The sequence below is a fragment of the Xanthomonas sp. F14 genome (assembly GCF_014199865.1).
This window is the reverse complement of the sequence record NZ_JACHOM010000002.1, coordinates 203470-218690: the sequence shown is the minus strand read 5'-3', so window position 1 is coordinate 218690 and position 15221 is coordinate 203470. Positions and strand designations below refer to the sequence as shown.

General features: G+C 66.8%; 13 protein-coding genes. 6 read left to right on the top strand and 7 right to left on the bottom strand.

Translation table 11 applies throughout. The features are described 5' to 3' along the window. Positions 1–79 precede the first annotated feature (79 nt). From cobA to GGR73_RS09465, 4 genes are all read left to right on the top strand, one after another. Positions 80–1285, top strand: a complete 1206-nt coding sequence (gene cobA / locus GGR73_RS09480; protein ID WP_184456681.1) for a uroporphyrinogen-III C-methyltransferase — start codon at positions 80–82, stop codon at positions 1283–1285. Positions 1286–1301: 16 nt separating this feature from the next. Next, a complete protein-coding gene (cysK, locus tag GGR73_RS09475; RefSeq protein ID WP_016902280.1) occupies positions 1302–2261 on the top strand; it encodes a cysteine synthase A in 960 nt (319 codons plus the stop codon). 240 nt (positions 2262–2501) lie between these two features. Beyond that, the gene (locus GGR73_RS09470; protein ID WP_184456679.1) at positions 2502–3008 is read left to right on the top strand and encodes a methyltransferase family protein; all 507 of its coding nucleotides are present in this window, start codon (positions 2502–2504) and stop codon (positions 3006–3008) included. Positions 3009–3207: 199 nt separating this feature from the next. Beyond that, positions 3208–3747 (top strand): O-acetyl-ADP-ribose deacetylase, encoded by a 540-nt coding sequence (locus GGR73_RS09465; protein WP_024938170.1) that lies wholly within the window; start codon positions 3208–3210, stop codon positions 3745–3747. Between the two features lie 162 nt (positions 3748–3909). On the opposite strand, the gene GGR73_RS09460 is transcribed toward GGR73_RS09465, so the two are convergent. The 7 genes from GGR73_RS09460 to GGR73_RS09430 form a co-directional block, all read right to left on the bottom strand. After that, the gene (locus GGR73_RS09460) at positions 3910–4914 is read right to left on the bottom strand and encodes a class I fructose-bisphosphate aldolase (RefSeq protein ID WP_016902277.1); all 1005 of its coding nucleotides are present in this window, start codon (positions 4912–4914) and stop codon (positions 3910–3912) included. Positions 4915–5204: 290 nt separating this feature from the next. Beyond that, positions 5205–6671 (bottom strand): pyruvate kinase, encoded by a 1467-nt coding sequence (gene pyk, locus GGR73_RS09455; protein ID WP_024938169.1) that lies wholly within the window; start codon positions 6669–6671, stop codon positions 5205–5207. A 343-nt stretch (positions 6672–7014) separates the two neighbouring features. Next, entirely contained in the window at positions 7015–7662 is a 648-nt protein-coding gene (locus GGR73_RS09450; RefSeq protein WP_104555345.1) for an HAD family hydrolase, read from the bottom strand. Next, on the bottom strand, positions 7659–8834 hold the full coding sequence (locus GGR73_RS09445; RefSeq protein ID WP_047129224.1) for a phosphoglycerate kinase: 1176 nt from the start codon (positions 8832–8834) through the stop codon (positions 7659–7661). Before GGR73_RS09445 ends, GGR73_RS09450 begins: the two co-directional genes overlap by 4 nt. Positions 8835–9150: 316 nt before the next feature. Continuing rightward, positions 9151–10509 carry a DUF3999 domain-containing protein gene (locus GGR73_RS09440; RefSeq protein WP_184456677.1) on the bottom strand — a complete coding sequence of 453 codons (1359 nt, stop codon included), beginning with the start codon at positions 10507–10509 and terminating at the stop codon, positions 9151–9153. Next, a complete protein-coding gene (locus tag GGR73_RS09435; RefSeq protein ID WP_456362951.1) occupies positions 10506–13274 on the bottom strand; it encodes a DUF2339 domain-containing protein in 2769 nt (922 codons plus the stop codon). Before GGR73_RS09435 ends, GGR73_RS09440 begins: the two co-directional genes overlap by 4 nt. Positions 13275–13466: 192 nt before the next feature. Then, positions 13467–13895 carry a hypothetical protein gene (locus tag GGR73_RS09430; protein WP_046346046.1) on the bottom strand — a complete coding sequence of 143 codons (429 nt, stop codon included), beginning with the start codon at positions 13893–13895 and terminating at the stop codon, positions 13467–13469. Positions 13896–14183: 288 nt separating this feature from the next. On the opposite strand from GGR73_RS09430, the gene GGR73_RS09425 reads away from it, so the two are divergent. Further along, a complete protein-coding gene (locus tag GGR73_RS09425) occupies positions 14184–14669 on the top strand; it encodes a hypothetical protein (protein WP_046344060.1) in 486 nt (161 codons plus the stop codon). 106 nt (positions 14670–14775) lie between these two features. Further along, positions 14776–15174 (top strand): hypothetical protein, encoded by a 399-nt coding sequence (locus GGR73_RS09420; protein WP_046344062.1) that lies wholly within the window; start codon positions 14776–14778, stop codon positions 15172–15174. Positions 15175–15221: the final 47 nt, after the last annotated feature.

Below are 15221 nucleotides of genomic sequence, written 5' to 3'. Positions count from 1 at the left end.
TTTTCAGGGTGTATGAAGTCATTTCCGACCGCTATATGCCGGCGTTACGGTCTGGCCCTCCCCTCTCGATGCGCTGGCCGTGCCCTCTGTTTTCCCGCTTCTTGCCGACCTGCGTGGCCGTGCCGTCCTGGTGATCGGCGGCGGCGCCGAGGCCGAGCACGCCACCGCCGCGCTGCTGCAGGCCGGCGCCGTCCCCTTGGTCGGCGCGCCGGAATTGAGCCCGCAACTGCGCGACTGGGCGCAGGCCGGGCGGCTGCGTTGGCTGGTGGGACGGTTCGAGCCGGCATGGCTGGAGCTGCCCGACCAACCGGTCTGGCTCACCATCGCCGCCAGCACCGCGCCGGACCTCAACGATGCCTTGCGTACCGCGGCCAGCGCACGCCGCCTGCTTACCCACGACGCCACGCCCGCCGCGTCGGCAGCGCCACCTGCACGGCCCCCGGCGCCACGCACCGCGGTCGGCCGGCTATTGCCCGGCAGCGTGACCCTGGTCGGTGCCGGCCCCGGCGACCCCGGCCTGCTCACCCGGCATGCCTTGCGCGCGCTACGGCAGGCCGATGTGCTGCTCTACGATCGCCTGGTCAGCCCGCAGATCCTGCAACTGGCCCGACGCGACGCGCTGCGCGTGGAAGTCGGCAAGGCCGCCCAGGGCCACAGCACGCGCCAGGAGCAGATCCACGTACTGATGCGCGAGCACACGCGCGCCGGGCGCCGCGTGGTGCGGCTCAAGGGCGGCGACCCGTTCGTGTTCGGCCGCGGCGGCGAAGAGCTGGAATTCCTGCGCGACCACGGCATCGGCTTCCAGGTCATTCCCGGCATCACCGCCGCGATCGCCTGCGCCGCCTATGCCGGCATTCCGCTCACCCACCGCGACCATGCGCAATCGCTGCGGCTGATCACCGCGCACTGCAAGGATTCGCTGGACACGCTGGACTGGCAGGCGCTTGGCCAGGAACGCCAGACCCTGGCCTTCTACATGGGCGTGGCCGGCCTGGACGGCATCCAGCAACGCCTGCTGCAGGCCGGCCGCGCACCCACCACCCCGTTCGCGCTGGTGGAAAACGGCTCGCGCCCGCAGCAACGCGTGATCACCGGCACCCTCGCCAGCCTGGCGGCCACCGCGCAGCAGCACGCCGTGCGCGCCCCGGCGTTGCTGATCCTGGGCGAGGTCGCCGGGCTGGCCGCCAGCCTGCACTGGTTCGGCGCAGCGCCGTTGACCGCGCAGCCGCCCCCGCACTCACCCATCGCAACGCCCGACGCGCCCACACTCGCCCACGCAGCCTGATTCCGACGGAGACCCCATGGCCCTGTACGACAACATCCTCGACACCATCGGCCGTACCCCGGTGGTCAAACTCAACCGGCTCGCGCCCGAGCACGTGACCCTGTACGTCAAGGTCGAGTCGTTCAATCCGGGCGGCTCGGTCAAGGACCGCCTGGCGCTGGCGATCATCCTCGATGCCGAACAACGCGGCCTGCTCAAGCCCGGCGACACCATTGTCGAAGCCACCTCCGGCAATACCGGCGTGGCGCTGGCGATGGTGGCCGCCGCGCGCGGCTACAAGTTCGTCGCCACCATGGTGGAAACCTTCTCGATCGAGCGCCGCAAGCTGATGCGCGCCTACGGCGCCAAGGTGATCCTGACCCCGGCCGCCGAGCGCGGCAGCGGCATGGTGCGCAAGGCCAGGGAGCTGGCCGAGCAGCATGGCTGGTTCCTGGCCAGCCAGTTCGCCAACCCGGCCAATCCGGCCTACCACCGCAACACCACCGCGGCCGAAATCCTGCGCGACTTCGCCGGCCACCGGCTGGACCATTTCGTCACCGGCTGGGGCACCGGCGGCACGCTCACCGGCGTGGGTGAAGTGCTGCGCGTGGCCCGCCCGGAAGTGCGCATCACCGCCACCGAACCGGCCGGCGCTGCGCTATTGCAGGGCCAGGACTGGAAGCCGCACAAGATCCAGGGCTGGACCCCGGACTTCGTGCCGGAGGTGCTCAACCGCGAGGTCGCCCACGAAGTGCTCAGCGTGGAAGACACCGACGCGATCAGCGTGGCCCGCCGTCTGGCCGCCGAAGAAGGCATCTTCACCGGCATCTCCGGCGGTGCCACCGTCGCCACCGCCTTGCGCGTGGCCGAAAGCGCGGTGCCCGGTGCGGTCGTGCTGGCGATGCTGCCGGATACCGGCGAGCGCTATTTCTCCACGCCGCTGTTTGCCGACATCAACGAAGGCTCCGACGACGACTGGCTGGCCGGTCTGCCCTGACCGATCACACAGCGTTGGTTTGCACACACAGGCCGCGCCCACAGCGCGGCCTGTGTGTTTGTGGTCGTCCAGTCATTGCGCAGCTGCTCGTTGTGCTCCCGCGTGCCGGCGCGGACATGCCAATGTCGCAGCACTACGCCTGCGTGGATTTTCGTTCGCGTGCGGCGGACTCCGGCGTGCGCATACTCCCCTCCGCGTCAAGGAAACGTTAGGATGGCGGCCGACACAGGGAGAACCGTCGTGAGCAACCGGCCGTATGGATACAGCGACACCCGCGTGTGGCGGGCGCCATGGCTCGTCAAGATCACCTCGCCTGCGCACTTCGCGCTTGCCCTGGGCGTGGGCGCCTGGCTGCAGAGCGCACTGCAGCTGCCATTGCCTGCACCGACGCCACTGGCCTGGATCGAGCTGACCGGCGGTGTGATCGCCTGTCTGGGGCTGGCGCTGGCGGTGAGCTGCTTCATCCTGTTCGCGCGCCGGCGCACCACCATCATGCCCAGCGGCCATCCCTCACGGCTGGTGCTGGATGGCCCGTATCGCTTCACCCGCAACCCGATGTACCTGGCGCTGGTGCTCAGCTATGTGGGCCTGTGCCTGCAGCTAGGCCTGCTGTGGGCAGTCGTCTTGCTGCCGCTGCCCTGGCTGGCCCTGCAGCGGTATGTGATTCCATTCGAAGAGGCGCGTCTGCGCAACGAATTCGGCCGCCAATACAGCGCCTATTGCGCACGCGTGCGGCGCTGGCTGTAAGTCGCCAATCGTGGCGACATTGCTGCTCGGCGATTGAGCGGATTGATCGCAGCTTGCGGGTTCGCATGCTTCCCGCCGCACGACCGCCACAGCCGTTCCCGGCAATCGCAGCAGATGAGATGAATGGGCGCTAGCGTGCCTGTTCCGCAACGCGCGCCCCATCACGCGTTCCTCATGCAAATCCCATAATTATCTGGCCATGAAGATCGAAGTCTGGCAAGGCGACATCACCGAACTCGACGTTGACGTCATCGTCAACGCCGCCAACGAATCATTGCTGGGCGGTGGCGGCGTGGATGGTGCCATCCATCGCGCTGCCGGCCCGCGCCTGCTGCAGGCCTGCGAGGCATTACCGCAGGTGCGTCCAGGCGTGCGCTGCCCCACCGGCGAAATCCGCATCACCGACGGGTTCGATCTCAAGGCGCGGCACGTCTTCCATACCGTCGGCCCGGTGTGGCGCGACGGCAAGCACAACGAGCCGGAGCAACTGGCCAACTGCTACTGGCAGTCGTTGAAGCTGGCTGAGCAGATGATGCTGCATTCGATCGCATTCCCGGCCATCAGCTGCGGCATCTATGGCTATCCGCTGTACCAGGCCGCGCGCATCGCCGTGACCGAAACGCGCGACTGGCAGCGCTCGCACAAGGTGCCCAAGCACATCGTGCTGGTGGCCTACAACGAGGCCACGTTCAAGGCCTACCAGCAGGCGCTGGCTGCGCAGGAAACCGCTGCCGCCTGACGCCTGTGCAAGGCAGAGGTTGGAGATGACGAGCGCCGCAAGGCGCTCGTTGCGTTTAGAAAGTCGTGCGGGCGCGTGGCAACCCACACAAACAAAAACGCCGGCATCGCTGCCGGCGTTTTCGCTAGGTGTGCTCCGGCCATGAAGCGGCCGGCATGCCGATCAACCCTTCCACTTGCCCAGCGCGGCCAGGCCGTTTTCCTTGGCGCGCTCATAGATGACCTGCTGCGCCTTGGCGAAGTTGCCGGTCATGTCCTTGGCCCACAGCTTCAGTGCAGCCTGCTGCATCGCGCGGCCGTACGAGAAGCTCAGCGGCCACGGCAGGTTGCCGAGCTGGTGCATCTCGTTGAGGTGCGCGGTGGACTGCTCGTCGGTCTGGCCGCCGGACAGGAACACGATGCCCGGCAGGATCGCCGGCACGGTCGACTTCAGGCACATCACGGTGGACTCGGCCACTTCCTCGACGCTGGCCTGCTCTTCGCAGCCCTTGCCGGAGATGACCATCGAGGCCTTCAGGATGGTGCCTTCGAGCACGACATTCTGCTCATACAGTGCGCCGAACAGCGAACGCAGCGTGGCTTCGGTGACCTCGTAGCAGGTCTCGATGTCGTGGTTGCCGTCCATGATCACTTCCGGCTCGACCATCGGCACCAGGCCCTGCTCCTGGCACAGCGCGGCATAACGCGCCAGCGCATGCGAGTTGGCCTCGATGCAGGTGCCGGACGGGATGTCCTCGCCGATGTTGATGACCGCACGCCACTTGGCGAAGCGTGCGCCCAGCGTGTAGTACTCCTCCAGACGCGCGCGCAGCCCGTCCAGGCCTTCGGTGACCAGCTCGCCCGGCATGCCGGCCAGCGGCTGCGCACCCTTGTCGACCTTGATGCCCGGGATGATGCCGTGGGCGGTCATGTACTCGGCGAACGGCACGCCGTCCTTGGTCTTCTGACGGATGGTCTCGTCGAACAGGATCGCGCCGGAGATGTAGTCGCTCAGCTTGGGCGTGGTCAGCAGCAGTTCGCGGTAGGCGCGACGGTTTTCTTCGATGTTCTCGATGCCGACGCTGGCAAAACGCTTGGCGATCGTGCTGGTCGATTCGTCGATGGCGATGATGCCCTTGCCCGGGGCGACCATGGCCTGGGCGGTTTCGGCAAGCTGTTCGATGCTCATGTAGTTCCTGTGGCAGCTGCGGGGGAGAACGAAAGTATAGCGACGAAAGTTGCAGACATTCCTTCACGGAATGCCTGCAACCGATTACACGTGTCCGGCATGGCGGATGTGTGGCGCGGCTCGCAGCGTGATGCGCGTTGCGGGCTGCGCGCTCCGCGGGCGCACTCGCACCGCAGACCCTGTCCCGCACAACACAACGGCGACCCGCAGGCCGCCGCTGTGTCTGTACGCAACGATGTGGATGCAGCGCGCGTGTCGACCGACGACGCACGCGCTGCGCAGGGCGTGCGTTACAGCTCGCCCAGACCGCTGGCGCGGCCGTCTTCGCCCACTTCCAGCAGACGCAGCGTGTTGGTGGCACCGTGGGTTTCCATATGCTCGCCGCTGGTGAACACCACGCGGTCGCCGGGCCCCATGCGCTCGTTCTCCACCAGCAGGCGGATCGCCGCACGTGCGGCCTCGCGCGGGGTCAGGCCACGGCTGTCGAAGCTGATCGGGAACACGCCACGCATCATCGCCATGTGGCGGCGCGCGCCATCGTGACGGGTGAAGGCGTAGATCGGCATGTTGGAACGGAAGCGCGACAGATACCGCGGCGTGCCGCCGGACTCGGTCAACGCGACCACGCCAGCCAGACCGATGTGCTCGGACAGGAACATGGTCGCCATCGCGATCGCCTGGTCGGCGCGCTGCAGATTGCGTTGCGCCGCTTCGAAGTCGGTGTCGAACTCGAACTGACGCTCGGCACCCAGACAGATGCGCGCCATCGCTTCCACCGCACGCACCGGGTAGGCACCGGCCGCGGTCTCGGCCGAGAGCATCACCGCGTCGGTACCGTCGATGACCGCATTGGCCACGTCCAGCACTTCGGCACGGGTCGGGATCGGGCTTTCCACCATCGACTGCAGCATCTGCGTGGCGGTGATCACCACTTTGTTCTGCGCCAGCGACTCGCGGATGATCTTCTTCTGCAGGCCCGGCAATTCGGCATCGCCGATTTCCACGCCCAGATCGCCACGCGCCACCATCACCACGTCGGAGGCTTCGACGATCTCGACCAGGTTCTCGATCGCTTCGGTGCGCTCGATCTTGGACACCAGCGCGGCATCGCAGCCGTGCTGACGGGCAATGCGGCGCGCGTCATTCATGTCTTCGGCGTTCCGGCAGAACGACACCGCGATGAAGTCCACGCCGATCTTGGCGACGATGCCGATCAGCTCCTTGTCGCGCTCGGTCAGCGCGCCCAGCGACAGGCCGCCACCCTGCTTGTTCAGGCCCTTGCGATCGGACAGCACGCCGTCGTTGAGCACGGTGGTGACGATGCGCTGCCCCTGCACTTCGGCCACCTGCAGCTGCACCAGGCCATCGTCCAGCAGCAGCACGTCGCCGGCGGCCACGTCCTGCGGCAGGCCGAGGTAGCTGACGCCGACCTGGTGCTGGTCGCCGGCAGGCGCATTGGGGTCGGCCACCAGGTCGAAACGCTCGCCGGTGGTCAGCTTGACCTTGCCTTCGGCAAAGCGTTCGACGCGGATCTTCGGGCCCGGCAGGTCGGCCAGGATGCCGACTTCGGCACCGACGCGCACGGCCGCCGCGCGCACTTCGGCCGCGCGCTTGGCCTGGCCGGACGGGTCGCCATGGCTGAAGTTGAGGCGCACCACGTTGACGCCCGCCTTGAACAAGGCTTCCAGCACACCGGGCGGATCCGTCGCCGGTCCGAGCGTGGCGAGGATCTTGGTGCGGCGTTGACGTTCTTTCATGATGGCCTCCCTGTAAAAGCCGCGAAACTTAACACACGCGTCACCTACCGAGGATGGCATTGCGGCATAGCCACCCTCGTATTCCGGCATGTCCTAAAGACAGTGCGGGACAGTACGTACGCTTTCCGCAGCGCGCTGACGCACCGCGGGATGTTGCTGTGGGCTGCCACCCTAACGCGGCAGCGGTGAAGGCCCTACGGGTTGCAGCGGCGGTCGGATGACAACGAGCGGTCGTCGCAGCGCGGATGCTGCAAGACCCTCACCGCATCCGCGTGCCGCTATCCAACGACGAGCGCCGGCTGCGCTCGCCTGGCGACGCGCGCAGCTGCTCTGTTTGTCACTCCTACGACTGGATCAAGGCGCGCAATTCGGCAGGCGTGTGCGCGATCGCACCGGCACCGGCGGCGCGCAGCTCGGCTTCGTCGCCGAAGCCCCACAGCACGCCGATGCTGTGGATGCCGTGGTGGTTGGCGCCATCGATGTCCATCCGACGGTCGCCGATCATCACGCAGCCGGTCTTGGCGATGTCCAACCGCCGCAGCGCTTCGGCGATCAGGTCCGGCTTGAAGCGGCGTTCGCCGTCTTCGCTGGCCCCGATCACGTTCTCGAAGCAGGCCCCGAACGGCAGATGCTCGACGATGCGGCGCGCGTAACGCTCGTTCTTGGAGGTCACCACCGCCAGGCGATGGCCGGCGCGGTGCAGGTCGACGACGACCTCACCGATACCGTCGAACACGCTCAGTTCGGTCCAGCCGACCGCGTCGTAACGCCCGCGATACGCCGCCAGTGCGCGCTGCACCAGCTCCGGATCGTCGGGAAAGCAGTCGGTGAAGCTGTCGCGCAGCGGCGGGCCGATCCACGCGCGCAGGGTCTGCGGCGACGGACGCGGCTGGCCCACCGCGTCGAAGGCGTGCACGATGCTGGCGACGATGCCCGGCTCCGAATCGACCAGGGTGCCGTCCAGATCGAAGAACAGCGTGGCTGCACTCACTTGCCGCGCGCCTCGAGCGCGGCCACCGCCGGCAAGGTCTTGCCTTCCAGGAATTCCAGGAAGGCGCCGCCGCCGGTGGAGATGTAGGTGACGTCCTTGGCGATGTCGTACTTGTCCACGGCCGCCAGGGTGTCGCCGCCACCGGCGATCGAGAACGCCTTGGAGCTGGCGATCGCACGCGCCAGCGTCTCGGTGCCATGACTGAAGGGCTCGAACTCGAATACGCCGACCGGCCCGTTCCACACCACGGTGCCGGCGCTGGCGATCAGCTCGGCGTAGCGCGCGGCGGTCTGCGGGCCAATGTCCAGGATCAGGTCGTCGGCCTCCACGGCGTCGAGCGCCTTCACCGTCGCTTCGGCATCGGGCAGGAACTGCTTGGCAACGACCACATCGGTCGGCAACGGAATCTCCGCACCGCGCAGCTTCGCATCGGCGACGATCTGGTTGGCGGTGGGAATCAGATCCGGCTCGCTCAGCGACTTGCCGACGCCATGCCCGGCTGCGGCGATGAAGGTGTTGGCGATGCCGCCGCCGACGATCAGTTGGTCCACCTTGTTGACCAGGTTGGACAGCAGCTCCAGCTTGGTGGACACCTTGCTGCCGGCCACGATCGCCAGCAGCGGCTTGGCGGGGTTGTCCAGCGCCTTGGCCAGCGCATCGAGTTCGGCCATCAACAGCGGGCCACCGGCAGCCACCGGCGCAAAGCGAATCACCCCATGCGTGGAGGCCTGCGCGCGATGCGCGGTGCCGAAGGCGTCCATGACGAACACATCGCACAGCGCCGCGTACTTGCGTGCCAGCGTCTCGTCGTCCTTGCCCTCGCCGACATTCATACGGCAGTTCTCCAGCAACACCACCTGGCCCGGCGCGACGTCGACGCCGTCGACCCAGTCGCGCACCAGCGGCACGTCCACGCCCAGCAGCGCAGTCAGGCGCGCGGCTACCGGCGCCAGCGAATCTTCTTCGGTCCAGCTGCCTTCCTTGGGCCGGCCCAGGTGCGAGGTGACCATCACCGCAGCGCCTTTTTCCAGCGCCAGCTTGATGGTGGGCACCGACGCGGTGATGCGTTGCTCGGAGGTGATCTGGCCGTTGTCGATCGGCACGTTGAGATCCTGGCGGATCAGCACGCGCTTGCCGGAGAGATCGAGGTCGGTCATGCGGACGATGGACATGGGGTCAGCTCGCTAGGTCTGGGGATTGGGGAATCGGGATTGGGGAATCGAAAAAGCAGCCGGTGGACGTGGCGCCGATGCCTGGGCGCTGCGCGGATGGATGGCTTGGCGCAGCCGTTGCACGCTGGCGTTGCGCCCGCGTGCAGGTCGCGGAGATTGCAGCTTGCCTGTCGCGCATGTCGCTGCCCATACGGCTGGCGATGCGGGGGATGCTCGGTCGAAGACGACGGGCAATGCGGCTGCCTTTGCGACGGGGGATGCCCATTGTCGGACCTTCGCGCCGCAGCGGCAAACCGCGTTGCAACGCGAAGGGTCGTCAGGGGCTGCGGTCGGTCGCCGAATTGCGCAGCAGACTCACTGCAAAACCACCGACCAGCAAGGCGCCGCCGACCAGCAGCGCCCATAGCAACCAGCGCTTCCAGTCACGCGGTGTGGCGGCCGGCTGCAGCGCGGCATCACCGGCCAGCGGCTGTGCCTGCGCGGCGATGTTGGCCTGCGCCGGTTGCCATTGCGCTCCGCGTTCGCGGCGCAGTGCCTGCAGCATCGAGGCCAGCGGCGCATCGCCACGTTGCTGCCGCGCGCTGCCGGCGACCACCGCATACGGCGGCTGCCCCTGGGCGAGAAACATCATCCGCTCCGGCTGGTAGCCCACGCGCAGCGTCGGCAGCGCGGTGCTGCGTCCTTGTGCGGCGAGCAATCGCCACTGACGGTCGCGCACAGGCGCTGACAGCTGTTGCGGTGGCGACGCGGCGGCGGTGCCAGTACCCAGGCGATACGCCAACCATGGCCCGGCACGTTGCAGCCACGGTGCGTCATCGGCATCGCGGCTTGCCACGGTCCATTCGACCGCCTCGGCCTGACCGCCGCTGACATCGACCTGGGTGATCGGAAAGCGCCCAGGCAAGGCATACACCACTGCCTTGTCCTGCGCGGTGCCCGGCAATTCCAGCCACTGCGATTGCGGCGGCGTCGAGACGCCGTCCAGTTCCGCATCGACCACGCGCAAGGCCGGCAACTCGCCGGACACCGGCACGATGCGCAGATAGCGCGCGCCCGCCTCCAACGCGATGCGGCGCTGCTGCAGACGCTGCGCCTGGTTGTCCAGCGCCATCACGGTGGCATCTGCGGCGAGCAGGTGCCAGTCGCGCAGATCGTCGCTGCCTTCCACGCGCAGCCGGGCCTGCACCGGCGTGTTGCCGTCCCAGTCCAGCCACAGCGCGCGCGGACGATCGCGCAACGCGCTGGCATCGATCAGCCAGCTGCCACCGGCGCCTGCAACGGCAGCGGTGCCGGTGGCGAAACGGCCTTCCAGCCGACGCACCGCGCCACTGGCATCGCGTTCGGCGATCAGCTGCAGATCGCCGTTGGCGGGCGCCGCACCGGCCGGCAGCGCGAACAAGGGCAGGCGTTGCCGACGCGGCGCGGCAGCCGGCGCGGCATCCACCGGCAAGAGCGCGGCCGGCATCTCCTCGCCACGCGCATCGATCACCGTGACATCGCGCAGCCCCGGGTCATGGGCGCTGCGATAGATCGCCGCATTCAAACGCAGCTGATACATGCCGGCGTCCGCGCCGGTTACCTGCAGCGGCCACTGTTGACGATAGTCCTGGCGCACATCGGCTGCCTGCGCCAGCAGCGGCACCAACAGCAGCCATCCCCATTGCCTCGATTTCATGCCTGATCCTTGTCCACGCCATCGTCTCCGCCAGTCTGCTCTTCGGCCACCGGCTGGCGCGGCGGCGCCGGTGCCAGATAGCCCACCACGGTGCACAACAGGCCATAGGCCATGAACGAGCCGATGCCGAGCAGATTGCCCAGATGCTGGCGGTCGACCAGCACCAGCTTGGCCAGCACCAGGCCCATCAACAGCGCACCACCCAGCCACAGTCCACGCTGACCGCGCCGCGAGCCGATCACCCAGCCCAGCACGCCCAGCACGCTCCACACGATGGTCAGGCTGGTCTGCGACAGGGTCGCGCCGATCAAGCCGGCATCCCACGCCACGCCACCCCAGTGATGCACGCTGTGCAAGGTGCTGCCGGTGATCAAGGCCCAGCCCGACACGCCCAGCGCAGTCACCCGCCACCGTTGCACGGCCAACGGCGCCTGCGCAGACCAGGCCCAACGCGCCAGCAAGGCCAGCACCGCCAGTTGCGCCAGCTCGGCCGGGTTGAGCACGGGCAGCCATGGCAATGGCGCCGCGCTCACCGGGTCCAGCAGCACGATCAACCAACCGATGCCCAGCACCGCGAACACACAGCCCAGCAAGGCATTGCGTGCCCGATCGAAACCGGCACCCTGCGGCCACGCCAGCCATGGCCAGCGCAACAGCCCCACTGCCGCCACGATCAGCCAGGGCGCGGCCAGCAAGGCGCAACGCCAGCCATTTGCCAGCACGAACGTATCGGCCAGCCAGGACACGCCCAACGACACCACCAGCGGCCACAGCAGCCACCAGATGAACTGTGCGGCCACCGCGCCGGCGCCGTGCTGCCTGCGCAGGCACCACAGCGCGCGCGTGCCGGCCACGGCGAACGCCAGCCAGGCCAGCGCCCCCCAATGTGCGAACGGTTGCGTATGCGCATGGCTCTGCCACAGCGCCAACGGCGCGGCCAGCGCCAGCCCGAACATCGCCGTCCACACCAGCGCCGTTGCCGGGCGACGCCGATGCACCTCGGCTGCCAGCCACACGCTGAGTGCGACAAAGCCCAGCAGCAGATCCGGCTCGCTGCGCAGATCGCCGGCAAAGCGCAAGATCTCGTGCACACCGCACAGCGCCCACCAGCCCAGCCCCCACAGATACGCCACCAGCGCGCGGCGCGGCTGCCCTGCATCGCGTAGGAACCAGGCACTGGCCCAGCCGGCCAATGCAAGCAGCAAGGTACTCATGCAGGTGGCGTTGGCAACGGCCACCGTGTCGTGGCGCCACGCATCCACACCGAAGGCGACCCCGACCGCCGCCAGCAACTGCAACGCCACCCCGCTGAACTGCGGGATGCGACGCTGCTGCCGCAGTCCCAGCCACAGCAAGCCGGCGCCTTCGAGCGCGAAGACGCTGGCGGTGGCACGCGCCGACAATGCCAGCGGCACCGCCAGGGTCGCAAAACCGACCGCCAGCATCGCGTGCGCCTGACCCAGCAGGCGCGTGGAGGCACGTCGCAGCAACCAGCTGGCCAGGCCCGCGTACAGCGCCGCCACCGCCAGCGCACACAGCGCCAACGGCAGGCGATCGCCATCCAGCAGGCGCGCCTGCAACGCGAAGGCCACTAGCGGGGTGCCGAACAACAGGCTGCCGTCGATGAGCTTGCCCGCGCTGCCATCGCCACGCCGCGCGTGCAGTACCGGAATCGCCACATACATGGCGAAGAACAACAGCAGGAACGGCTCGGTCGTGGCGAATTTCGCCGGGGTGTATTGCAGCGCACCCCACAGCGTGCCGATGCCGAAGGTAAAGGCGAATCCGAGCAGGTTCAGCACCCGCCACGGACGCGTCCAGGCGATTGCCACGATGCCGGCGTTGAGCACCGCGTAGTACGAAAACAACGCGACATGATTGCCGCTGCCGGTGGACAGCCAGATCGGCGCGAGAAAGCCGGCCAGCACGCCCAGTACGGCCAGCGTGCGCGAATCCTGCACCACCGCCAGCACGCACATGCCGGCAATCAGCACCACGCTGATGCCCATCGCAAGACCTGCGCCGAGCAGCCCGTACAGCTTGAACGCGGCAAAGACCGTCAGCAGCAAGCCGCCGATGGCGCCGCCCTGCAACGCCAGCGCAAAGCCCGGCCGCTGCAGCCGTTGCTTCCAGCCGAAGACCAGGCCGACCAGCGCCAGCACACTGATGCCGGCCAGCCGCAGCTCGATCGGCATGCGCATCCAGCCCTGGTCGCTGGCGTACTTCAACAGCGACGCCACGCCGGCCAGCAACACCAGCATGCCGACCTTGACCGGCACATTGCCCTCGGTGAACCAGCGCTTCGCTGCGCTGGCCACGCGCGCCAGCGGGCCCGGCCCGGAGGGCACGTGCGCTGGCTGCTCGAACTCGGCAGGCGCAGCGGTCAGGGGCGGCGCTTGCACTGCGCTGCGCGCCGCAGACGATGCGGGAGCTTCTGCCGGCAATGCTGGCGGCACTGGCAGTGGTGCGACCGGCGTCGGCGCCGGCGCGGCTTGCAGATCTGCTGCGAGAGGCAGCTCAGGCTCGCCATACGCAGGCATGCCGACGTTGGACGCCTCTTGCGGCTCCCACGCCCCGGCAGGCGATGGCGTTGGCGCTGACCTGTGCACCGCCGCCGCGTCCGCACCTGCTGCGCCGCTGGCCTGCCATTGCGCAAGCCGCTGTTCCAGCGCATCCACGCGCCGCCGCAGCCCGGCGATCCACACCAGGGCGATCACCAGCCCTACCGGCACCGCAAGCAGCAACAGCACCACCGTCACAATCATCGTTTCCAACGCACAACCCCTGAGTCGGCATCCGGCCGAATGCGCGAACCATACAGGCTCAGGCCGCGTCTGGGCAGCCAATCACTGGCTGAAGCGCAGCGACGCGATGCCGTCGGCGCCACCTAGCCACACTGGCCATAGGCACGAACATGCACTCCAAAAAAACGCCCGGAAGAACCGGGCGTCTGACACTTATTCGCGGTAGCCGCTGTCGTTCTTGTTATGGATGATCCAGATCAGGTTGCCGCCGGTGTCCATCGACTTGCCAGCGAACACCAGGCGCCCCTGGCCCTTGTAGGCCATCTCGTAACGGTAACGGTCGCCGCCGAAGAAGAACGGGATAAACGCCTTGCCGGTCACGTAGGAGCCCTGATCATTCGGCTGACCAATCAGGTCGGTGACCTGCTTCATCGGCATACCGATCTTCAGCTGGGTGAACTTGCTGTCAGGCGCCGGCTTGCCGGTGATCTCACCTTCGTAATCGTTGATGCCCTTGACCGTTTCGCCATAGCCCGCCTCGACATCGGCCGACTTGATCACCTCGCCATCGGCATTCATCCAGGCCGGCGTACCGGTCTGCTTCTTTGCCATTGCCTGCGGCGCCAGCCCTGCCAGCACCATCGTCAGCACCATGGTTCCCATCCACATACGATTGATCTGCACGTTGTCTCTCCTTGAATTCATTGGGTGCCCCTGTACGTCCTCTGTGGTCCCAGCGCAGGAACAATCACTGGCCAGCAGGTTATTAGCGCACGCGCCTGGGTCGATGTCCACGCTGAGCCGTCTTGCAGATCCAGTAATTCGCTACTTGCCGAGCTTTACCTCTAGTGCTACAAACGCGCCAGCGCACGGGTGAGCACCCGATTCGCAAGGACCAACGGCATCACTGCCCTGCACGGACGTATCACAATGCACACCCTCTTCCGCTCTTACTCACTCTCCGCACTTTGCGCACTCGTCCTGCTGACGACCGCACCGCAGGCCTCTGCCGACATATTCGGCACCGCTGAAGATGTCGCCCGAAGCTGGATTGGCCACGACGCCAGCGAACTGATGATGCAATGGCCGGTAGGGAAAGGGCTCTATACGTCCGAAAACACCGAGACGCAGGAGACTGCCTACACTTACAACTTCGGCATAGAGGCGCACTACCGCACCAATTACTGGACCACGCAGGGAGGGATTATCGGCACGGTCGGCGGAGGCAATGGCGTGGCCGCCACCCCGATTTTTCAGGAAAACCAGCATAGCGAGGAAGTCTTCGTTCCCGCCGAACATCATTGCGAAATCACCTTCGTCGCCGATTCGGACGGAATCATCACCCGATACGATTTCGCTGGCAGCAAGTGCAACGACCATGTGCGTAGCTGGGGGCGCCCAAAACAAAAAAAGTAGCGCCATCCCTGATCGACATCAATCTATCAAACAAGGAACGCTCCGAATGAAACCACGGAATTGGATTAGTCGTACTGCATGGCTGGCGCTCGCACTGGCGCATTTCATGCTTGCTGTACCTGTCATGGCCGAATCGGCAAGGCACGGGACCATTGCAGCGATGGAACCCATCGAGAACAAAGGCGAAAACGTTCCAGAACGTACCAAGCGCCTGAAGAATGCAGCCTCGAACTTCGGCGGCATGGCGGGCAGCTTTCTCGGCCTGAAATCCAACAGTCCACTTGGTGCGGAGGCTGGAGCGGCGGCAGGCACGTATGCCGGCAAGCAGGTTGGCGACAAAGTTGTCAGCAATGGTGCAGCCTCGCACTACATGTTGAAGATCCGTTTCGACAACAAGTCGCAGGTAATCGTGACAAAGCCGAGTGCCGAAGTTTCCGGCTTGGCAGTTGGTAGCCGAGTCGCCGTCACAGGCAAGGGCGAAGACATGCGCATCACTGCAGAATGAGTGTTTACCAAGGATCAGGACTTCAAATAAAAAAGCGCCATAAGGCG